At 70.2% G+C, this 20894-nt stretch carries 15 protein-coding genes and 1 pseudogene; 4 read left to right on the forward strand and 12 right to left on the reverse strand.

Annotation, left to right across the window (positions count from 1 at the left end; translation table 11 throughout):
• Positions 1–28: 28 nt before the first annotated feature.
• The 3 genes from ACFWXC_RS04595 to ACFWXC_RS04605 all read right to left on the reverse strand — a co-directional run bounded on the left by ACFWXC_RS04595 (position 29) and on the right by ACFWXC_RS04605 (position 2035).
• Positions 29–586 carry a nuclear transport factor 2 family protein gene (locus tag ACFWXC_RS04595; RefSeq protein WP_384472966.1) on the reverse strand — a complete coding sequence of 186 codons (558 nt, stop codon included), beginning with the start codon at positions 584–586 and terminating at the stop codon, positions 29–31.
• A 209-nt stretch (positions 587–795) separates the two neighbouring features.
• Complete coding sequence (locus ACFWXC_RS04600) at positions 796–1215, reverse strand: nuclear transport factor 2 family protein (protein WP_384472969.1); 420 nt, start codon at positions 1213–1215, stop codon at positions 796–798.
• A 169-nt stretch (positions 1216–1384) separates the two neighbouring features.
• Positions 1385–2035, reverse strand: coding sequence for a nuclear transport factor 2 family protein (locus ACFWXC_RS04605; protein ID WP_384472972.1), 651 nt, complete (start codon positions 2033–2035; stop codon positions 1385–1387).
• A gap of 273 nt (positions 2036–2308) precedes the next feature.
• On the opposite strand from ACFWXC_RS04605, the gene ACFWXC_RS04610 reads away from it, so the two are divergent.
• Complete coding sequence (locus tag ACFWXC_RS04610) at positions 2309–2947, forward strand: TetR/AcrR family transcriptional regulator (protein ID WP_384472975.1); 639 nt, start codon at positions 2309–2311, stop codon at positions 2945–2947.
• 212 nt (positions 2948–3159) lie between these two features.
• Positions 3160–4572: a PQQ-binding-like beta-propeller repeat protein gene (locus ACFWXC_RS04615; protein ID WP_384472978.1), complete on the forward strand. Its 1413-nt coding sequence runs from the start codon at positions 3160–3162 to the stop codon at positions 4570–4572.
• A gap of 151 nt (positions 4573–4723) precedes the next feature.
• Here ACFWXC_RS04615 and ACFWXC_RS04620 read toward each other — a convergent pair whose 3' ends face one another.
• Together ACFWXC_RS04620 and ACFWXC_RS04625 are read right to left on the reverse strand one after the other, a co-directional pair.
• Positions 4724–5716, reverse strand: coding sequence for an aldo/keto reductase (locus ACFWXC_RS04620; RefSeq protein ID WP_384472981.1), 993 nt, complete (start codon positions 5714–5716; stop codon positions 4724–4726).
• The gene (locus ACFWXC_RS04625; RefSeq protein WP_384472984.1) at positions 5713–6108 is read right to left on the reverse strand and encodes a MerR family transcriptional regulator; all 396 of its coding nucleotides are present in this window, start codon (positions 6106–6108) and stop codon (positions 5713–5715) included. Before ACFWXC_RS04625 ends, ACFWXC_RS04620 begins: the two co-directional genes overlap by 4 nt.
• Positions 6109–7035: 927 nt before the next feature.
• On the opposite strand from ACFWXC_RS04625, the gene ACFWXC_RS04630 reads away from it, so the two are divergent.
• A complete protein-coding gene (locus ACFWXC_RS04630; RefSeq protein WP_384472987.1) occupies positions 7036–7524 on the forward strand; it encodes a hypothetical protein in 489 nt (162 codons plus the stop codon).
• Between the two features lie 222 nt (positions 7525–7746).
• Positions 7747–7923: pseudogene (locus tag ACFWXC_RS04635) on the forward strand (IS256 family transposase); the annotation flags it as partial.
• A 68-nt stretch (positions 7924–7991) separates the two neighbouring features.
• On the opposite strand, the gene ACFWXC_RS04640 reads toward ACFWXC_RS04635, so the two are convergent.
• The 7 genes from ACFWXC_RS04640 to ACFWXC_RS04670 all read right to left on the reverse strand — a co-directional run bounded on the left by ACFWXC_RS04640 (position 7992) and on the right by ACFWXC_RS04670 (position 20452).
• The gene (locus ACFWXC_RS04640; RefSeq protein WP_384472990.1) at positions 7992–12254 is read right to left on the reverse strand and encodes a carboxypeptidase regulatory-like domain-containing protein; all 4263 of its coding nucleotides are present in this window, start codon (positions 12252–12254) and stop codon (positions 7992–7994) included.
• Positions 12255–12346: 92 nt separating this feature from the next.
• Positions 12347–12571: a hypothetical protein gene (locus tag ACFWXC_RS04645; RefSeq protein ID WP_384472993.1), complete on the reverse strand. Its 225-nt coding sequence runs from the start codon at positions 12569–12571 to the stop codon at positions 12347–12349.
• Positions 12572–12680: 109 nt separating this feature from the next.
• Positions 12681–15689, reverse strand: a complete 3009-nt coding sequence (locus ACFWXC_RS04650; RefSeq protein ID WP_384472995.1) for a helix-turn-helix transcriptional regulator — start codon at positions 15687–15689, stop codon at positions 12681–12683.
• Positions 15690–16425: 736 nt separating this feature from the next.
• The gene (locus tag ACFWXC_RS04655) at positions 16426–17040 is read right to left on the reverse strand and encodes an ATP/GTP-binding protein (RefSeq protein WP_384472998.1); all 615 of its coding nucleotides are present in this window, start codon (positions 17038–17040) and stop codon (positions 16426–16428) included.
• Positions 16988–17428, reverse strand: coding sequence for a DUF742 domain-containing protein (locus ACFWXC_RS04660; protein ID WP_384473001.1), 441 nt, complete (start codon positions 17426–17428; stop codon positions 16988–16990). Before ACFWXC_RS04660 ends, ACFWXC_RS04655 begins: the two co-directional genes overlap by 53 nt.
• Positions 17429–17478: 50 nt before the next feature.
• On the reverse strand, positions 17479–17955 hold the full coding sequence (locus ACFWXC_RS04665) for a roadblock/LC7 domain-containing protein (RefSeq protein ID WP_384473004.1): 477 nt from the start codon (positions 17953–17955) through the stop codon (positions 17479–17481).
• Positions 17936–20452, reverse strand: a complete 2517-nt coding sequence (locus tag ACFWXC_RS04670; protein WP_384473007.1) for an ATP-binding protein — start codon at positions 20450–20452, stop codon at positions 17936–17938. The genes ACFWXC_RS04665 and ACFWXC_RS04670 overlap by 20 nt, the downstream gene beginning before the upstream one ends.
• Positions 20453–20894: the final 442 nt, after the last annotated feature.

Below are 20894 nucleotides of genomic sequence, written 5' to 3' on the forward strand. Positions count from 1 at the left end.
CTCCGCACGGACGACACGAACATGGCTCTCACACGCCGATCTGCCTGGCGATGACAAGGCCTTCGGGGTAGCTGTCGAACCGCTTGATCCTGCCGTCGACGATTTCGAATACGTCGCCGCACGGGGCGTCGATCCGCTTGCCGGTCGCAGGGAAGGTGCCGTCGGGCGTCACCAGCGTGCCGAGATGGGTGCCCTGCAGGCGCAGCTGCACGATGACCATGCCGTGGTCGATGACGTAGACCTGCTCCACCTCGCGGTGCAGGTCGGGGAACGCCCTCGCCATGACCTCGACGGGCTTTCGGAGTTCCTTCGGGCCTCGGTAGGTGCGGGGAACCGACATGTCGGTGTAGGTCCCGTCGTGGGTGAAGGCCGCGACCCAGCCGACCATGTCCATGTCCTCGGCAAGCCGGTAGAAGCGGCGAACGATCCTCTCGTTGCGGCGTGTCCGGGGTGTTCGGTCGGTGTGGGCGGAAGCCGGCTCGGCGAGAACGCCGCCGGCCAGGGCGGCGAGTGCGGGGATGGCCGCGAGCTTCGCGGCCCCGGCCAGGAACGAACGACGGTGCATGTCGGCATTGAGATCGGACATGATCAGTACTGCCTTTCACGATGGGCTTGGGCTGGACGCGGATGGTTACGGTCGGGCCCCTCACTTCGGAAGAAGGCGCGGATCCTGGGCCGTGACAAACCAGGCGACCGTTTCCGGCAATCAAGGTGCGGAGGAACGCCGGGACTCGGCGTCGACCGCGGGTGCCGTAGGCGGCGCGGCGTCGACCGCGTATGCCGTAGGCCGCCGTGTCAGTTCAGGCCGAGCTGCCTGGCCCTGACGGTGCCCATCGGGTAGCAGTCGAACCGCTTGATCCTGCCGTCGACGAGTTCGAACATGTCGAGCGTCGGGGTGTTCTGCCTTTTGCCGGTCGGACTGATGAAGGTGCCGTCGAGCCTCTCCCACGGGTGGAGAAAGGTGCCCTGCAGGTGCAACTGCACGAGGACCATGTTGCCGACGACATAGACCTGGTCGAGCTCACGGTGCATGTCGGGGAACGCCCTCGCAATGCTCTGGACCGGCCACCCGAGTTCGTTCCAGCCGCGGAAGGTGTGGGAGATGTTGTTGTCGGTGAAGGTCCCGTCCTCGGTGAAGGACCCGACCCAGCCGGTCACGTCCACATCCTCGGCATACTGATAGGCGCGACGGACAACCAACTCGTTGTGGTTCATTTCTGGTCCTCCTCTTTCGTGCGGCTGATATCACCGGTCGACGGTGGGGCGAGCCGGCCCGAGAGGGACGACGGAGTAACACCGTCGACGCAGGCGTTCCGGTGGTTTCTCTTGAAGTGCGGCGTGCTGTGCGGCCGGTAGTGCCGGGGATCACCTGCCGGGGAGTGGTTCAGTGCTTGTTGACGGCGGAAGCCCAGTCGATGTTCACGCCCATCTGCTGGTACATGGTGGAGTAGCCGACGAAGCAGTTGAACTTCTCGACCTTGCCGTTGTGCAGGTACCAGAAGTCGGCGGTCGGTACGTCGATCTTCGCGCCGTTGGGCTTGACGGTGCCCGCGGGTGACTGGAGGGGGCCTTCGAAGGTGCCCTGGATCGACAGCTCGATGCTGATGGTGTCGCCGTTCACGGTGATGCGCTTGAGTTCACGGTGGACGTCGGGGAAGAGGCTGGCCATGTAGGGCAGCACGTTGCCGAGCGCCTCGCCGCGGTAGGCGACGCCGGGGACCATGTCGTTGAAGACGCCGTCCTTGGTGAAGCTGTTGACGAACGTCGGGACGTCGATGTGGTCGCCCTCGGCCACGTAGTAGTCGCGCAGGACGATCGCGAGGTTGCGCCTCTCGTGCTTGGTCAGGTGCCGGTCGGTGAGCGGCAGCTTCGCCAGCTGGCGAGGAGTCAGGTCCGGGACCGTCGTACCGCTCTGGACCGCCGCGCCGCTGTGGGCGGGGCTCGCGGCCTGCGTCGGCGCGGCGGCGATGGACAGACCACCCAGGACAGCCACCGCGGTCGCGGCGGTGATCGACTTCCGGCTGAGCAGCTTCATGTCGTGTTCCTCCAGGTCGGTTCGCGGGATCCGGGATCCGTCGCAACGGTCTCCCGCAGGCCCTTAGTAATTCAATCGCTCGCTTAACCTTATGAACGACATCGCGAGGCGTCAAGCTACTGTTTGAATTCCGTGCCGCGCAGCGGTGTTGCGGCTGGTCAGGACCGGATTCGCTCGACCGGCCGCCATTTCGGCAAGCGCGGCATCAGTGTTCGATCTCGATCCCGAGGCGACTATTGACAGTGTACTCAAACATATGTTTGAGTACATTCCATGACACGGGTGGAGAAGGCGGACCTGCGCCGGGAGGCCGGGCAGCGCACGCGGGACGGTCTGCAGACGGCTGCCCTGGAGTTGCTCGCGCAACGGGGCCAGGAGGGTGTGACGCTCCGCGAGATCACCGATCGCGCCGGAGCCAACGTCGCCGCGGTGAGCTACCACTACGGGTCGCTGAAGGCGCTGTGCGAGGCGACGATCGAGCACGCGCTGGAACGGTATCTGGACGCGCAGCTCCTGGAGATCGGTGCGCTCGGCTCCGCCGCGACACTCCAGGAGGTGGCGGCAGCGTTCGCCCGGCCGATGATGCGCGCACTGGCGGCCGGCGGACAGGACCTGGCCGTGATGCGGACCGTGGCCCGGGTCGGCATCGAACCGCCCCAGGGATGGGAGCGGCTGAACGGCAAGTTCGACCAGAGCCGCCGGGAGGTCCTCCGCGTACTGACACCGAACCTGCCCGGAGTCGACGAACAGGAACTGATCTTCCGCACGCGCTGCGCGGCCGGCCTGCTGAACTGGCTCGCCCTGGCACCCATCGGCACCGAACTGGCCGCCCTGCCCGCCGAGCAGCTCGAACGGCAACTGGTCCCCGTGGTGACCGGAGCGTTCCGCGGAGACACCCCCACCGGCCACTGACCAGCCCACAGGCCACCGGAACCGTGACAACACGGGGGCAGTTGCGCCGGCGCCGGGGACGGCGGTGTGGTCACTCTCGATCTGCGCAGCAACACGAGGCGCCGTCCCAACGATCGGGATGGCTGAACTCCCTTTCAAATGCCGCCAGTTGAGTGAGAATGGCGGATCGGACGGGCCATGTGCGGCGGTGTGGGGCGGAGGCGGCTGACGGGATGACGACGGCTGACGGGGCGGTGCCAGGGCTGTTCGCCGGGCGGCGGCGGTTCCTGGTCCTGGGCGCGGGTGGCCTGGCCGCAGCGGCCGGCGGGGTGGGCATCTGGCGGCTCTTCGACAGCGGCGTGGCGCAGTGGCCGTGGAAGCAAGTGTGGTCCAAACCGCTGGACGGGTTGTATCCGTCGACGCTGAGCGCGCACGCCGGGGTCCTGTACCTGTCGGGTCTGGGCGGACTGACGGCGGTGGAGCAGTCCGGCGGCCGCACGCGGTGGCAGGCGCTGCCGGGGCTCACCAGCCAGTCCGCCCCGGCCTTCGGCGCGGGCGTCGTCTGCATCGCCGGGGTCCGCACGGACGGGCGGGCGGTGGTGAACGGTCTTGCGACGTCGTCGGGCCGTGTGCTCTGGGAACGCGAAATCGACGGTGCGAACCAGTACGCGTTGACACCGGCCGGGAACGTCATGCTCGTGGTGACCGGGGAGGTCTCCCTGGTCTCGGAGACCGTCGTGCACGCCCTGGACACCGAGTCCGGCAGGACCAGGTGGCGCACCCAACTGCCCGCGAAGACGGTGGGCCCGTCGACGCCGGTGACCGGAAACGGCCTGGTGCACCTGACCAGCGGGGTGTCCGACGTGGAGTCGACGGGGTCGATGGCATGGGCGTTGGACCTGGCGACCGGCGCACTGCGCTGGAAGTTCCCTTCGGAAGGCTTCCTGGGGGACCCGGTCCTGGCCGGACGTGAACTCCACATCACCGCCATCCCCAGCGGCGCCGGCGCCGACCAGCGGCACAACGCGCTCATCACGCTCGACGCCGTTTCGGGGAAGGTCCTGCGGCGGGCGGGAAACCTGCCGGTCGGCACCGAGTCGAGCATCCAGCGGGTGGGCGGCACGCTGTACGCGTCGGTTCGCCGTCACGGGGACCAGTACCGCAGCACCCTCGTCGCCATCGACGCGTCGACCGGCCGGGTGCGCTGGCAGTCGGACACCGACATCGACCTGGTACGGACCCCCCTGCTCGTCTCCGGCGACACCGTCGTGGCCGGGGGCAACAAGTTCCCCGAACTGTCCGGCTCCTACGTCGTCCAGGTCTTCGACGCCGCCACCGGCCACCGCCGCTGGAGCCGGGACATGGGAACCCAGGTCAGTTCGAAGGGCCCCGTCCTGGCCGACGGCACGGTCTGCGTCCCCACCCGCGCCACGAAGTACACCGACCAGGGCACGCTCACCTTCCTGGACTCCGCGTCCGGCGACCGCCGCTGGCAGCGCCCCCTCACCGCCAACGGCGACGCCATCGCGTACCAGGACGGCCGCACGCTCTACGTCCTGGCCCAGCCGTTCCCGGGTCCCCAGGGAAAGACGCTGGATAACCAACACGGCGCCACGCTGTACGCGCTACGGCGCGAGAACTCCTGACGGTACGCCGAGAGCCGTACCGCTGGTCCATGCGTCCAGGCCCACGTCCGGCCAGGGCACTACTGGCGAGGCCAGGAGCGCGTTCCAGTCCGGTCCTCCCTGTGAGGGGTCCCGCCTCATGCGGGCCCGGACCCCTCCGAACGGGCGTGGACTACCCGTTGATGCGGCTCATGTCGGCGTACCGGTCTCCGACCGGCGGAGCCACCTCGGACAGCTGCTCCAGCTGCTCGGCCGAGAGCACCAGCTCGTCCGCCACCACGTTCTGCTCCAGGTTGGCGACCCGGCGCGTACCGGGGATGGGCGCGATGTCGTCGCCTTGCGCGAGCAGCCACGCGAGCGCGACCTGGGCGGGCGTCGCGCCGAGCTGCCTGGCGACGTCGTCCACCTGCTCCACGATCCGGATGTTCGCCTCCAGGTTGTCCCCCTCGAAGCGCGGGTTGGACCGGCGCCAGTCTTCGGCGTCGAGCTGGTCGAGCGAGCGGATCGTGCCGGTGAGGAAGCCACGGCCGAGCGGCGAGTAGGGCACGAAGCCGATGCCGAGCTCGCGCACGGTGGGGAGCACTTCGGCCTCGGGGTCGCGCGTCCACAGCGAGTACTCGGTCTGGAGGGCGGTCACCGGGTGCACGGCGTGCGCACGCCGGATGGTGGCGGGCGCAGCCTCCGACAGCCCGTAGTGGCGGATCTTGCCTTCCTCGATCAGCTCGGAAAGCGTCCCGACCGTGTCCTCGATCGGCGTCGCAGGGTCTATCCGGTGCTGGTAGTAGAGGTCGATGTAGTCGGTGTTCAGGCGTCGCAGCGAGCCCTCGACCGCCCGCCGCACATTCTCGGGGGTGCCGTTCAGTCCGAGGACCGGCAGCCCGTTCTCCTCGGGCACGAGGTGGTCGATCTGACCGAACTTGGTGGCGATGACCACCTCGTCGCGGCGGCCGGCGAACGCCTTGGCGAGCAGTTCCTCGTTCGTGTACGGACCGTAGATCTCGGCGGTGTCGAAATAGGTGACGCCCAGCTCCATGGCGCGGTGGATCGTGGTGATCGACCCGGAGTCGTCGGTGCCGGCGCCGGTGTAGCCCCCGGACATGCCCATGCAGCCGAGGCCCAGACGCGAGACTTCGAGCGCCTCGCGTCCCAGGGTGATCTTCTTCATGCGGACAGCCTTTCCTGGTAAATACCGATCTTGTGGTTGATGGCGGCGAGGCTCGCCGTCACCTCCTCGAGCTGGCGCTCGACGTTCGTCCGGTGGATCAGCAGCAGTTCGAGCCGCTCCGCGGTGCTGTCGTCGCCATGACGGGCGAGCTCGACGTATTCGCGGATCTTGGCGATGGGCATCGAGGTCATGCGCAGCTTGGTGAGGAACGTGACCCAGTTGAGGTCGTCCTCGGTGTACCGGCGATGCGTCGACGACGCCCGGTCGACGGGCGCGAACATGAGCCCTTCGCGCTCGTAGTAGCGCAGCGTGTGCGTCGAGAGTCCGGTACGTTCGGCGACATCGGAGATCGACATCGTGCCCGCGTGCTCGCCCCCTGCTGATTCGGTCATATCAGCCACGGTAGGACTTAAACCGCGCTCTAAGTCAATCAGGTCAGGCAGGGAACACCGGAGCCGCTGCGGCGCCCTCGAGGGAGCCGCACCGTGTCGGCCGAATCCACCATTGACCTCTCGTTTTGGCGCCGACGCCAGGCTTCCACGACTGCCGGACGGTGCGGATTTCCTCATCCGGGGGCCGGCCTGGGCCGACGGGCACAAATCGGTCGGCGATGATCACCCGGCGGGGCTTGGCAACCATGTCGGACACGGCCGACTCGGCCTTGGCGGTGTACCACGGGGCCCGCTCGCGGCGCTGTGGGCGTCGGCGGGGTGGTGGCCGTGCGGCGCGTACCGGGCGACGGTGCCGCGGGAGACCTCTCGATTCTCCCCGTCCTGGCCAACCGTCAGACAGGCAGCTCGCACGGGTGAGCCGGCCGCTTCCGTGATGCGGTTCCCGGCCGCCTGCCACCATGCCATGCGATACCGGCGGGCGAACTCAGGCTGCGGCATCTCCGTGAAGGCCGGTCGCGAAGGCCAGGATGTGCGGGACTGCCTCGCGCAGACTGACGTACCAGGCGACCGCTGACCTGGTGAAGTACCTGGCCGGTGAGTTCGACATCCCGCTGGACCGCGAACACGTCATCGGTCACGACAACGTGCCCGGCCCTGCGGACGGTTATGTGGCGGGTATGCACTGGGACCCGGGCCCGTACTGGGACTGGTCGGCCTTCATGAAGATGGTCGGCGCACCGGACTCCGGGCAGGACAGCGGCGGTTGGACCACTCCGTCCGTGGGGTCGGCGGTGACCATCACACCGCGCTTCGCCGGCAACAAGCAGACCGTGCAGGTCTGCCCTGCCGACGACCCCAGCGGGTCCACTCCCGCATGCACAGACCGCACCGAGGCGGCCAACTTCCTCCCGGTGCGCACCGCTCCGAGTGACTCGGCACCCCTTTTTCGCGGACCCCGCCCTGCATACCGGCGCGAACGCCGGCACGGACAAGATCGCCGACTGGGGCAGTACCGTTCAGGCAGGACAGCAGTTCGTCGTCGCCGACACCAGCGGCGACTGGACGGCTATCTGGTTCAGCGGTGCGAAGGTGTGGTTCCACAACCCCGACGGCGGTAACACCACGCCGGTGAAGGACGTGACCATCGTCAGGTCCGGGACGAACACCGTCCCCCTCTACGGCAACGGCTACCCGAAAGCGTCCGAGTACCCGTCCGGCCTGTCCCCGTCGACCAGGAAGGCATACACCGTTTACAGCTTCCCGGCCGGTCAGGCCTATGTCGCGACCCAGCCGCCGGTCAGCACGGACGACTTCTTCGTCTCGGGCGACACCCATGTCACCGGTTCCGAGAAGCTCTACACCATCCAGTACAACCACCGAGTTGTTCTGGTGAACGCGGCGGACGTGTCTTGTTGATCTGAGTGAACTGGTGGGCGATGCACGGCAGCTGTCGCCGTTGGTACAGGAGCTCAGCGGATGCGGGCAGTGGCCGCGCGGGCGCCGGGTCGGAGTACATCAGCTCCTCGGCGAGGCCGATCAGCTCAGGGGCTCTCGGCTCCAGGCTGGATGCGAGCGGTCTCCGTAGGAGGCTCGGACCACGAAAGTCATGATGACGACCGGGAGGAGGAGGTGCCGGCGTTCTACGACTTCCCGGTCGCGCACTGGATCCACCTGCGGACCAGCAACCTCATCGAGTCGACCTTCTCCACCGTCGAGCTCCGCACCAAGGTCACCCGCGGCGCCGGCAGCCCCACCGCGGCCCTGGCGACGGTGTTCGAACTCGTCGAGTCCGCCCAGGCCCGCTGGCGCGCGATCACCGGAGCCCCCGCGCCCACCCGGACAGAGCGTCTGGATGGGCGCGACGTGAGGGAGTGGCGGTGGGGTCAGGTGGCGGTCAGCGACAGGTCGGCCGTCGTGGCGCGGCCCGGCAGCAGGGTCACCTCCTTGGATGCCGGGCGGTGCCCGGTGGCCGAGGCCGTGATCCGCAGCGGGCTCGGGCGGGCGTCCAGCCAGAGGTCGTAGCGGCCGTCGGAGTCGGTGCGTACGGTGTGCGCGAGGTGGTGGCAGCCGGTCGTTCCGGCGTGCGCCACCGGGCAGATCAGGACAGTGGCTCCGGCGAGCGGTGCTCCTGTGTGCTGGTCGGTGATCGTTCCGGAGAGGTGGCCCCAGGTCCGCGGGATCGTGACCTTGAGGCTGACCTTGACCGATGCTCCGGCGTAGGGGGCGTCGGTGCTGTAGGTGAGCCGCGCGGTGTAGGTGCCGGCCGTGGCCACGGCGGAGGCGTTCGCGCGGACGGTGACCGTGGTGGACCGGCCGGGGGCGAGATCGAACGAGGTCTTGTCCGCCGACAGCCAGGTGACATCGTCGCCGTCGCACTGGTCGTGTCCGGGCAGGACCTCGGCCGAGAAAGCGGTGTCCAGGGCCGTGGTCATGCCGCCGACGCGGTAGATCCCGCAGCCGCCGCCGGCTCGGAAGACGGCAGAGCCCGAGTTGGGCAGGCTGGACCAGGTGTTGGACACCGGGTCGTATTCGACGACGGTGTTGACGGCGGCCGTACCGACGATGCCGCCGACGACTTGGAGCCTGCCGTCGTTCCCGCTGGCTGTGGCGCCCCAGCGCGCGTCGGGCATGTCGGCCGCACGGGTCCAGGTGTCGGCGGAGGGGCTGTAGCGGTAGGTCTCCTTCTTGGTGGGGATGTCGACATGTCCGCCGGTGGTCGTGATGCCACCGGCGCAGACCAGTTCACCGCTGATGCCGGTGCAGGCCCCGCGTTCCATGGTGGACGGGTAGTCGGCGCGGCGGGTCCAGGTGTCGGTCGCCGGGGTGTAGCGGTAGACGGTGCCGACCGTGTCTCCGCAGCCGGTTCCGGTGCAGCCTCCGATGACGTAGAGGCTGCCGTCGAGGACGGTCACGTTCGGCATGCCGACCGCCTGGGGCAGATCGGCCAGGCCGGTCCAGGTGTCGGTGGTGGGGTGGTACGCGTAGAGCGTGGCGCGGGCACCGCCCGCGGTCCAGCCGCCGGCGACGTACATGGTCCCGTCGACGAACGCCCCGCCGGGTGACTCCAGGGCCTCGGGGAGGTCGGCGATGGGTGTCCAGGCATCGGTGGACGGGTCGTGCACATAGCCGCGGTCGAGATACTCCCCGCCGAAGAGTCCGGAGACTCCGGCGACGGAGTAGACCTTGCCCCGGTAGGTGCCCACCGCGTTGTCCATGACGGGTTCGGGGTAGTCGGCGATGCCGGTCCAGGGCCCCGTCGATGCCGATGCCGTGGCCGGTGGGTCACTCGATGTGCTCTTCGAGGCCGATGAGGTGGAACTCATCGGTCCGGGTGCGTAGTTGCCCTTGACCCGCAGCGTCGGGGCACCTGCCGAGGAGTCCGACGTGGACGTGGAGGTGCCATCCGGTGAGGTGTAACCAGTGCTCTGCTCACCGAGGTCGACGTGCAGCGGCGCCTGCCCCTTGTTGGTGAAGGTGACCTTCTTGCCGCCCGATCCGCCCAGCGTCTCGCTGACGGACAGGCTGCCCGAACTCACTGCCAGGCGGCCCGCCTTGAGCGTGCGGTCGAACCGGTTGACCTTGTCCGGCCGCGTGGTGAGGGTGCCGGTCGAGGTGGTGTAGCGGGCGGCGGCCGTGCGGTACGTGTGCCGTCCGGCGGGGGCGCTGAACAGCCAGTAGTAGCCGTCGTCCGACGCCAGGTCGTCGGGGGTCGCCACGGTGGTCGCCGTCGTGTAGCGGTCGGCGGTGTCGGTGATCGTGGCGGGCGTGACGGCGTCGCCGGTGTTGCCGTCGACGACCCTTCCGGCGACGATGCCTCCGCTCACGGCCGCGCAGGAGCCGACGGTGACGGTGTCGAGCTGCCAGATCGACAGGCCGCTGCCGGAGTAGTGAAAGCGCACCTTCACGTGCTTCGCGCCCGCCGCCTGGGGCAGGGGAACCTCGGCGTGGCCCAGGTACTCGGCCGTGTCCCGGTGCCACACCGTGGTCCACGTCGCGCCCGAGTCGAGGCTGAGGTCGACGTCGGCCACCGAGTCCTTGCCGGCGGCGTAGAGGGCGTCGAAGCCGAGAACGGGTGAGGTCTGGCCTGCCAGGCTGAAGACGGGCGAGACGAGTTCGGTGTCCTCGCGGGCACCGCCCCGGCCGTAGGGGTCGGCGGCGGCCCAATTCCCGGTTCCGCCCGTGTAGTTGGCCAGAAAGCTGTCGGCGAAGTCCCAGGCGGCGCCGCTCGTCCCGTGATCGACAACCGTCCAGCCGTGCTCCGGAATGGTGCCGGTCCAGCCTTCGAAGCCGGTCCCGGCCGGGTAGGCGTGGCCGGGTGCGACGCAGGCCGTCAGGTCCACGTCCGGGGCCACGTCGGTACGGACATCGGCCGTGCCCACCGGGACACTCAGGTCCGTGCTCCGGTAGCCGGGGTAGACCGGGGCCACATGGACGTCGTAGATGGCGTTCTCCGGAAGCTCCACGCGGTACTTGCCGGTGTAGGGGTCGGTGTAGACGGCGCCGTTCGGATAACCGTCGATGGTGATCTTCGAGTACAGGGGCCAGCCGTGCCCGCTGCCGTCCTTCACCGTGCCGGACACCGTGCGGGTCGGCACTTTCACCAGGGCCAGGTCGGCGGTGGTGCTCCGGTTCTCGGCGACACTCACTGCGGAGCGGGTGCTCTCCCGGTAGCCGAAGTCGGTGGCGATGATCCGGTAGGTGCCCACCGCGACGGGGAGGTCGTAGGCGCCTTCGGCGTCGGTGGTGACGTGGTACTCCCGGCCGTCCGCCGCCTCTTCGGAGATGTCCAGCGCCGCACCGGCGAGCGGGGCGCCGGACGCGCTGTCGGTGACGCGTCCGGACAGCGTGCCATGGACGCCGAAGGCCAGCGCGGACACCCCGACCGGGGTGCCGAGACCGGTCGGGCCGTCCCAGCCGGCGCCGGCGGTGCACACCACCGTGCCGCAGTCGTCGTTGGACCCCTCGGTGACATCGGTCAGCCCGGAGGCGTTGATGTACGGGTAGGTCACCGGGTAGGTGCCCTCGACGGGGGTGCCCGCCAGCGCGTACATCGCCGTGATCAGCGGCGCGGAGAGGCTGGTGCCGCCGACCTGCAGCCAGCCGTCCTTGCCCACCGTGTCGTACACGGCCAGGCCGGTCGCGGGGTCGGCGACCGCGGAGACGTCAGCCGTCGCCCGGGTGTCGCAGCCGGTGGCGAGCCCCCTCTGATAGGCGGGCTGGGCCTCGTACAGCGAGCAGCCCGATCCGCCGGAGATCCAGGCGGACTCCGTCCAGCCGCGCTCGGTGTCCTCGGTGCGGGTCAGCCGGGTGCCGCCGGCGGCCACCACGTCCGGGTTGGTGGCGGGCCAGTTCTGGACATGGCCGGTGTCGCCGGTGGACGCGACCACGGCCACACCGGGATGGTCGTAGTGGTGGTCGTACGCGGTCTGGGAGGCGCTCTCGCTGGGCAGACCGTAGGAATTGGAGACGTACTTGGCGCCCAGGCGTACGGCGGTGTCGACCGCGGTGCCCAGGTCGTCCAGGCTCGCCGAATCACCCTGTACGAGAAGGATGTCGCACGCCGGGCAGGCGGCGGAGACGGCGTCGAGGTCGAGCGCGGTCTCCAAGGCCCAGCCCGCGTCGTCGGCGGGGTAGTCCGTGCCGCCGTTCTGATCGACCTTGCGGAAGCAGCCGTTGGCGGTGGTGCACTCGGGCAGCCCGTAGTGCTCGCGGTACGCGGCGAGGTCGGCCTCGGCGTGGGAGTTGCCGTACGCGTCGACGATCGCGACCGTCCTGCCCTCGCCTGAGGCGGGAAGGCTGTAGGCGGCCTGGATGTCGGCCGGGCCCAGCGCCGCGGACGGAGGCGCGGTCAATTGCGGCTTGATGACGTGGTCGGAGCCGGTGCGCACGTCGGCGAAGCACTGGGCCACGCCGTCCTTGAGGCTCGGGTTGTTGCAGTCGGCCGGGACGTAGTTCTGCGGCACGTTGTCCTGCGGCACGGCGTTGAGCAGGTCAGAGGCCTTGGCGGAGCCGGCGTCCGATGAGGAGGCCGAGGAACCGGTGGCCGAGGAACCGGTGGTGGCCGCGGAGGCGGTGACCGGCTGTATCGCGGCGAGAACTCCGGCGCCGAGACAGCCGGCTATGAGAAGGGAGAGGGGAGCGCGCACGCGCGCACGTCTTGAGGACAGCAAAGTGGACAGCAAGGAGGACAGCAAGGGGACACCCTTTTCGTCGCGTTCAGGAACCGATCGGGCCGGGATCAGAGAGGTTCGTAGCCGCTGTACAAGTCGTCCGCGCAGGCGGGGTCTGCCGTCATGTCGTCGGCAGGTACGCCCGGTGCGGCGGGAGTCGGTTCGGGGTGTCGCTCTCCGGCGGGCGGCACGGCGGTGTGCCGCGGTCCGGTGGCGGCACCGGCGGGACGGTCGGCGCTGTCCGTAGGGGCGCTCGGTGCGCCGGACTTCGGTTCGGGGGATGTGCTGCTCATCCGACCGATGCACGCCCTTCCGGTCATGCCCGGGTACAGACGGGCTCGCGGACCCTGCGCACCCTGAGTATCGATGGTTGCCGGGTGGCTTCGCGATGGGGCGGATGACCTAAAGATCGGAGCCCGCGCCGGTGGCGTGGCCTTCCGACGGGGTGATTCCGGCCTGTGTCAGACTGACCGCCAGTGCGGTACGCGAGGTCACTCCGTATTTGCGCATCGCGGAGTTCAGTTGCGCGGCAACGGTCTTCGGGGAACGGGAGAGTGCTCGCGCGATGGCCGGGTTGGTCAGACCGGTGAGCATCAGCCGGACCACTTCCAGCTCACGCGGGGACAGCTGGTCGCCGTAGCCGCGCCGCCCACCGCGCCACACCTGTCGTACCGGTGCCCCGGCCGCACGGCGCGCGAAGTGCACCCGGTCGGCGGCCGTCCGGGCTCCCAGAGCCGTGAATCCGGCCTGCACGCGGGCGAGTTCGGCCAGTCCGGTATCACTGTCCCCCGCTGCCAGCAGGCAGCCGGCCCGGCGTTCGGCCGCGAGCAGCGCCTCATACGGTCGGGGCAGGCGCTTCCAGGCGGCGGTGGCCCGGCCGAACGCGGCGGCTGCCTCGACGCTGCGGCCCTCTCCTTCTGCCAGGACTCCGCGGCACGTCTCCAGGGCCGCGTCCGCTGCCGGCAGGTTCTTGCCGTCGAGCCCTTCGGCCAGGTCCGCGACGAACTGCCGGGCCTGGTCCGGCCGTTCGACGGCGAGAAGCGCGCCGGTCCGCACCGGTGCGAACTCGGTGGCCCAGAGCCAGATGTTCTTGCGGGCCACGACGTCGGCCGGTCCTTCCGTCAGCTCAAGCGCCTCGGCGGCCGACCCCTCGGCGAGCCGGATCCGCGCCAGGGCGGCCGCGGGCTCCAGCGGCAGATCGGCGATGCCGCGCCGCAGCCCCGCGTCGAGCACCTGACGCAGGCGCTCTTCGACGGTCCCCGTCCCGCCCCCGGTCACCGCCGCCTGACCGGGATCCGCTCCGGGATCCGCTCCGCTGCCGCCGACCGCCCCCTCCAGCAGAGCCATGATCAGCAGGGCGTCCAGCTGGAGCACGGGTTCCGCGTCCACCACGGCCAGGGCGGCGGCTCGCTCGGCGAGGCCGTCCCAGGCGCCGGTGAACCAGTCCAGGTGCACCAGCGTCACCAGGATCATGTCGTGGAGCCGCTGGTACCGGTGCTCTTCGGCCCTGGCCAGCGCGGTCGTCAGCAGCTGTCTCGCCTCGTCGTAGCGGCCCCAGCGCATGGCCCCGTTGCCGATGTTGAGTCCGCTGCGGGCCAGCTGCATCATTCCTTCCGGGGTCGCCGCGGTGTCGGGCAGTTCCGCGGCCACCGCCCAGCCGGCCTCGTCGCCCATGTCCAGCAGGGAAGTCGCCCGGTCCACCACCAGAGCCAGCCGCTGGTCCGCCGTCATCGGCAGCCGGGCCGCGACGGCCGCCCGGTCCAGCCAACGGCGGTGCTCCCCGGCGGACATCAGGGTGCCCGGCGGGCTGCCGAGCGTGTTCATCGCCCAGGCGGCCTGGAACGGTTCGCCGGCCAGATCCGGCAGTGCCCTCTCCAGTTCCGCCGCACCGGCCGCGTACTCGCCCGCGTGCAGCAGCATCCTCCCCAGTTGGATGCGGACGGCCGCACGGTCGTGCGGGGCGAGCGCCTCTGTGTCCAGCACCCCGCGCAGAGCGCGGGTCAGATCGCCGCGGCCGACGAGCCCGGAGAAGGCCAGGACCGGCATCTTCTGTGCCCACCGGGCCACCGAGGCGGCGGGCGGATCGCTCTCGGTGAGCAACTCGTGCAGCAGTCCGACGGCGGTGCGATGGTCCCCGGAGGCCAGCGCGAGGTCCGCGGTCCGTTCGGCGTACTGACGCCACTGCCCGGTGTCCCCCGCCTCCCGGTAGTGGTGGGCGAGCCGGGCCACCGGCTGTGGTGTCATGGCCCGCAGTGAGCGGCCCGCTTCCCGGTGCAGGGCTCGGCGGTCGGGCGCGGGCGTCATGTCGTAGACCGCACGGGCCGCCAGCGCGTGCCGGAAGCTGACCCGGCCGACGCGGTCCTCGCCGAGCAGTCCACTGCGTACGGCGGCTTCCACGGCCCGGCCGACAACGTTGTTCGGGAGCCCGCTCACCGTCGCGAGGACGGCCGGGCCGACCGGTTCGGCCAGCACGGAGGCGGCCTGCAGCACGCGTTGTGCGACCGGGGTGAGGCGCGAGGCACGCTCGGCGACCGCGTCCCGGATGGTGGGCGGCACAGCGATGTCGGCCAGCGTCCTGCGCACCCACTCGCCGTCGCGCCGGACCAGATCGGCCCGGTCGCGCAGCAGCCGGACGGACTCCTCGACGGCCAGCGGCACACCGTCGGTCCGTTCCTGGAGGAACGACGCGAACGTCTCGGAGACGTGTTCCCCGTCGAGCATCGACGACATCAACTCGGCGGTCTGCGCCACGTCCAGCGCGCCGAGACGGATCCGTACGTACCCGGTGCCGGCCGGCGGCCGGGAGGTCAGCCGCATCAGCGCGGACTTTGGCGCCACGTCCTCGGGACGGTAGGTCAGCACCAGGCTCATCCGGCGGGAACGACGGGAGGCGAGGAACAGCAGGAAGTCCAGGGTGGCTTCGTCGGCCCAGTGGACGTCCTCCAGGACCAGCACGCCGACGCCCATGACGTCCAGCAGTTCGGCCAGTGCGCGGAAGAGCCGGTGCCGGGCAGCGCCTGCGTCCGACAGCACCTCGGGGGCCGGCGGCAGGTCCTGCCCCCACTCGGGGAACAGCGGCCGCAGCACCCCGGCGAGGGGGGTGAGGGCCAGCTCCGCCACATCGGGCCGGGCATCGCGGGCGGCATCGACGACCGGGCCCAGGGTGTGGGCCTCCCGGAACGGGGGGCACATGGCGGCCAGCGGTCGGCGGGCGGCGATACCGGGCTCCTCCAGCGCCTCCGATACGAGCCGGCTCTTGCCGATCCCGGCCTCGCCCTCGACGAGAACCGCGGCCGGCGGCTGGGCCAAGGCATCCGTCAGCCGACGCAGTTCGGCCGCTCGGCCGACGAAACGCGGGGCGCTGACGCTGGGCAGCTCCCGTGGGAGGCCCTCCTCCGCAGAGCGCTCCATCCGACCGCCTTCCCCACCCCGCCCAGGGACTGTGCGACCGGAGCGCCGACTGTCCGTGCGGGCCTCGACACCGCAGCATGCCACGACCGCCGTACCGACCGCGCTCGTGTACACCAACTGCGGGCATCTCAAGCATTTCTGAGACTGCGTCAACCATGAGCAGGCCGACTCCGACCCGCGAGAGCAGATTCCGTAACCCGCGCTGCACGCAACGGGTTTCGTCCAGGACGGCATCGACGAACCGTCACCAACGGCATCGCCGGCACCAGGCGTGGCAACGCCGCCGCCTGGATCCCGCTGTGCGGCCGGCCCCGCCGGGACTGGCGGCTCACCTTCGGCAGCGACGCCGCCGCCCTGTTCGCCTTCGGTGATCTCGACGACATCGTCCTCGTCGCCGGCTGGACCGGACAGGCCCCCACCTGGACGCCCCGAGCCCGACCGGGCAGCACCGCAGCACAACGGCAGGCCAGGGCGGGAGTTCTTCGGCGGGCTCCCGCCCGGGCGGGAGACAAGCGGATGTATCCGGTTCCGACACGACCGCCCACCCGCAGCTCGCGCTCCGTCCCGGCCGTCCCCGACACCGTCGCCGTCGCCGAGGGCTCTTCGTCGCCATCCGCCGGACGCCCGAGCGTGATCGGCGACACCTTCTAGGGACTGAGCGGCGCCATCGGCGACCTCGGCCCGTCGGGTCCTGTCCTCGTCGCGGATGCGGGCACGGCCGACCGGCCTTCCGCCATCAGGGCATCGCGGCGGCTTCCGCGCGGGACACGGCGACTTCCAGTACGGTCAGCAGCGCGTCGCGGACCGAGCCCGTGTTCCGTGCGTCGAAGACGATCAGTGGTACGTGCTCGGCGATGTCCAGTGCCCACCGCACCTCATCGAGGTCGTGCTCGACCTCCCCGTCGAAGGCGTTGACGGCGACCGCGAAGGGGACTTCCCTGTGCTCGAAGTAGTCCACCGCCGCATAGCAGTCGTCGAGTCTGCGCGTGTCCACGATCACCAAGCTGCCCAGGGCGCCCTCCACCAGGTCGTCCCACATGAAGCCGAACCGGTCCTGGCCCGGGGTGCCGAACAGGTACAGCTTCAGTGTCGGGTCGATGGTGACGCGGCCGAAGTCCATGGCGACCGTGGTGGTGGTTTTGCCCGGGGTGAGGGTGAGGTCGTCCACACCGGCCGCGACCTCGGTGATCGCGGCCTCCGTGGTCAGCGGCTGTATCTCGGATATCGAGGCCACGGTCGTGGTCTTGCCGACTCCGAAGCCACCGGCGATGACCAGCTTGACCGGTGTCGGAGGCTGTTCAGCTGGTGTCGCGGAGTGTGTCCCGTGAGTCGGGAACGGCACGGAGACCATCGATAACCCTTCGCAGTACGGAGAGATCCTGGGCGATCGCGGCGTTCGGCCGATGGACCGCGAGATGCCCGGCGGCACGCAGGTCCTCGACCAGCACGCGCACCACGTTGATGTGCAGGCGCAGCCCGGCGGCCAGTTCCGCCACCGACAGCGGCCGCCGACTGGCCGCGACGATGTCCTGGCGTTCGAAAGTGAGCGAGTGAAGGGCCAGAAGCCCGGCCGAGGTCGACACCACCTGGGCCTCCACCGGCATCGGCGGGCCGGTGCCGCCCGCCGACACCCGGCCGGTGGTCAGGAGGAACGGCCGGATCGCGGGGGCGCGCCGTCGCGGCTCCGGCGAGCCCTCGGCGTCCCCTGCTGCCTCGTGCGGTGGTCCGACGACGGACATCACGATCCCTTCACCATGTGCCTGCACCCGTGCCCCGGCCCGGGGGAAGGTCAGTGGCCCGACGCCGCGCCGACACTGTTCTTCAGCTCCAGGACCAGTTGGGGAGTGAGCGCGGCCCCGGCCCGTTTGGCGAAGAGGGTCATCGCGTAGGCGATGTTGCCGAGCTTCGCGGCCTCGGAGGTCACGATGCCGAGGACGGCGCCGGCCCCGATGGCCGCCACCAGCACATGGCCGTGCTCCAGGTCGAGGATGACCTTGTTGAGGCGGCCGAGACCGTAGTTTCCGGATGCGCCCGCGGCAAGACTCGTCAGACCGGCCACGATCGCGGCGAGCCGTTCGGAGTCGGCCTGGTCGCGCAGCTGGGAGGCGGCGATCAGCAGGCCGTCGGACGACACCGCGATGACGTCGGCCACGCCGGCCGTGTCGGTGGCGAACCGCTCCAGCAGCCAGTTGAAATCGGCCGCGGCGGCGTGCAGGTCGGTCGGTTCCGGCTTCTCGGAACTCATGTCAGCTGTCGACGTGGGCACTGCCCGGCTCCTTCTGGGATTCCTGGTGCTGAGATGGTGCGGGCTCGGTCGGAGCATGGTCGTAGTCGTGCTCCGCCTGGAGTACCGCGGCTTCGAACGCGTCGAGTTCCGAACGGACGGCCTCGGCGTCCAGGGGCTGCTGTACGGCCGACGATGTCCGGTCGGCCGGGGAAGCGGCCCGGGCGAGTGTCGCTCCCCGCTCCCGCCGACGCAGCGGCCGGGCGGTACGAGGTGATGGCGGTTCGTCCGCGGCGACGGTCGGCTCCGCGTCGGTCCGCGCGACGGCCCGTTCCGCGGTGGTCGGCCCCGGGTCGGCGGGGGGCGCGACGCGCCGGGGCAGCTCACCGCGCGGCGACGAAGCCCCCGGCCGCTGCGGAGGGACCGTGGAGCCAGCGGCCGGCAGGGGCGACGGTACCGGCCCGGTGGTCCCCTCCCCCGCCCTCGCCGGCAACGGCGTCACGTTCGCGACCGGGCCCGCGGTCACGGGCTCCGGGACGTCCTCCACGGGGCTCATGTCCGACAGGAGCGCGGCGGGGACCCACACGCTGGCGGTGACGCCGCCGCCCGGTGTACGGGTCAGGGTCACCCGCACCTCCCAGCGCCGGGCCAGGCTTCCGACCACGAAGAGACCGAGCACCTCGGTCGGTGCGAGATCGAGCCGTTCCCGGTGGACCAGCCGGGCGTTCTCCTCGGCGATACGTTCGGGGTTCATGCCGAGCCCGTGGTCGATGATCTCGATCAGAGCCCCGCCGTCCTCGGTGACGTCGGCGCCGGGGCGGACCACCACCTCGACGGGCGTGTGGGAGGGGGAGAACGCGACCGCGTTCTCCAGCAGTTCGGCGAACATCAGGGTCAGGTCACCGATGATGTCGGGCACGACGGCGACCTCCGTCTCGGACCGCAGGGCCACCCGCTCATAGCCCTCGATCTGGGCGAGCGATGCCCGGATGACGTTGGCCAGCGGGATCGGCCGGGACTCGATGCCGCTCTCCCGGATGCCGGCGAGCAGCATCAGGCTGTCGGCGTTGCGCTGGAGGCGTACGGCGATGTGGTCGATGCGGTAGAGCTGTTCGAGGAGTTCGAGGTTGGTCTCCTCGCGTTCCATCGCATCGATCAGGAACAGCTGGCGGGTCGTCAGGATGCTCACTCTGTGGCCGATGTTGCCGAACATCTCGGCCACGTTGCGGCGGCTCAATACCTGTCGTTCCAGCAACTGTGCGGCGGTCACCTGCACTTGGTTGAACACCTCGGCCAGCCCGCCGATCTCGTCGCGCACCGGGACGGGGATCGGCCGCGGCTGCAGCGGGGTGACGTCGTCGGACTCCTCGTCCGCTACCCGGGCCAGTTCCTCGCCCGCCACCTCGACCACCTGCTGGGCGGCGCCGGTCAGGGCCACCAGGGGACGTACGACCGAGCGCCGGACCAGGACACAGAAGGCCAGCCAGACGACGAAGCCGAGAACCGCCAGAGCGAGCAGGTACAGCGAGCCTCGCAGGGCGCCCGCGGAGGCGTCGTCGGCCTCGGCCGCGGCCTGCTCGATCAGCGACCGGGTGATGCCGAGGCGGGTCTCAGACTGGCGCGCTCCGTCGGCGATCTCGGTGCGCAGTTGCGCCGGCGTCTTGCCCTGCAGGGCGCCGGGATCGATCTGCAGCTGCGCGAACTGGGCCTCGACTCCGTTCTGCTCGGCGCTGCGCTCGATCCCTTCCATGGTCAGCACCTGGGCGGGTGCGGCGATCCGCTGGAACCGACGCGACTGCTGGTCGTAGAGGGCATGGGAGGCGACCGCGCGGCTGTACTCGTCGAGGGCGTTGGCGTCACGGGTCTGCGCGGAGAACACCGCGCTCTCGAAGGACGCGTGGGCGGCGTCGGCGCGCAGCACCGTGTCGAGAAGTCCCGTGACCGTGGACGACGAAGTGCCGGAGTAGCGTTCCAGACCGATGCCGTCGATCAGGTAGTCGACCGCGGAAGCGTAGGCGGGGTCGATGTCGGCGACGGAGACGTAGCCCCGTTCGAGCCTGTCGCGCAGGACACCGAGGCGGCGGATGTAGTCGAGCGCCTGCACCTCCTCGGACGGCAGGCCCCCGGCGAACGCCGTACGCACGGCGGCGACCTGCGCATCGGTGTTCCGCTGCGCCTGGCGGTACTCGGTGGTCGGCGGCAGCGAGGCGCCGGGGCGGGCCTCGTCGTACTGCACGGACAGCACGAGCGCCTGTTGGTGTTCGGCCTGTACGTCGTTGATGAGCTTCGCGACCTGTTCGCTGTCGCGCACCAGTTCCGCGATCCGGCCCGCGTCCTGGGCCTGCCGGGCCTGGCCGTAGGCCGCGATTCCGAGAAGCACGCCGACCGCCGCGATGGGTGCGACCACCAGGACGTTGAGCTTGCGGCGGAAGGGCCACCGGTCGAGGAAGCCCACCGCTGTCGGACGCGACCGCGGACCCCGGCCGGCTGTCCCCGGTGGTTCGGGGGCGAGCGGCGGGTTCCCTCTGTTCCCGGACACCCGGGCCTCCTTCGACATGTTGCTGAGCCGCGGCAGCCGCGTCGTACCGGACCGCCGGTGGCCGGCAACGGACGTGACGCATCCACGGTGTTCGCCGCTGAGAGGAACGAATGGATCACGCCAGTGACTGAAACCGGCTGCGTGAGCGTAGCCGCACCCTCAGCGACTTCACAGGTTCAGGATCATCAAAAATTGATCACGAAATTCTTACTCTCAGCCAACAGATCGTGACGTCTCGGCTGCGGTGGCACGCGTCACCTCGGGGACCGACGGCCGATGTAAGGTGCCCGGCGGGGGAATTGACGCGAACCGACCGGTTGAGCATGATCCTCGGCAGCAAGCTCGCTGCCGCCCCTGCCACCCCGAGCCACCGCTCGGGAATCGCCGCCACGCCGTAGTCGCCGCAGGCCTCGCCGTCCGAGGCACGGCGGGCCCTCGGACG

Origin of the sequence: Streptomyces sp. NPDC058683, from assembly GCF_042716195.1 — a bacterium.
GTDB lineage: Bacteria > Actinomycetota > Actinomycetes > Streptomycetales > Streptomycetaceae > Streptomyces.

Coding starts and splice junctions, on each gene's coding strand:
- ACFWXC_RS04595 (WP_384472966.1), bottom strand. CDS start 586: ATGTCCGATCTCAATGCCGACATGCACCGTCGTTCGTTCCTGGCCGGG.
- ACFWXC_RS04600 (WP_384472969.1), bottom strand. CDS start 1,215: ATGAACCACAACGAGTTGGTTGTCCGTCGCGCCTATCAGTATGCCGAG.
- ACFWXC_RS04605 (WP_384472972.1), bottom strand. CDS start 2,035: ATGAAGCTGCTCAGCCGGAAGTCGATCACCGCCGCGACCGCGGTGGCT.
- ACFWXC_RS04610 (WP_384472975.1), top strand. CDS start 2,309: ATGACACGGGTGGAGAAGGCGGACCTGCGCCGGGAGGCCGGGCAGCGC.
- ACFWXC_RS04615 (WP_384472978.1), top strand. CDS start 3,160: ATGACGACGGCTGACGGGGCGGTGCCAGGGCTGTTCGCCGGGCGGCGG.
- ACFWXC_RS04620 (WP_384472981.1), bottom strand. CDS start 5,716: ATGAAGAAGATCACCCTGGGACGCGAGGCGCTCGAAGTCTCGCGTCTG.
- ACFWXC_RS04625 (WP_384472984.1), bottom strand. CDS start 6,108: ATGACCGAATCAGCAGGGGGCGAGCACGCGGGCACGATGTCGATCTCC.
- ACFWXC_RS04645 (WP_384472993.1), bottom strand. CDS start 12,571: ATGAGCAGCACATCCCCCGAACCGAAGTCCGGCGCACCGAGCGCCCCT.
- ACFWXC_RS04650 (WP_384472995.1), bottom strand. CDS start 15,689: ATGGAGCGCTCTGCGGAGGAGGGCCTCCCACGGGAGCTGCCCAGCGTC.
- ACFWXC_RS04655 (WP_384472998.1), bottom strand. CDS start 17,040: ATGGTCTCCGTGCCGTTCCCGACTCACGGGACACACTCCGCGACACCA.
- ACFWXC_RS04660 (WP_384473001.1), bottom strand. CDS start 17,428: ATGTCCGTCGTCGGACCACCGCACGAGGCAGCAGGGGACGCCGAGGGC.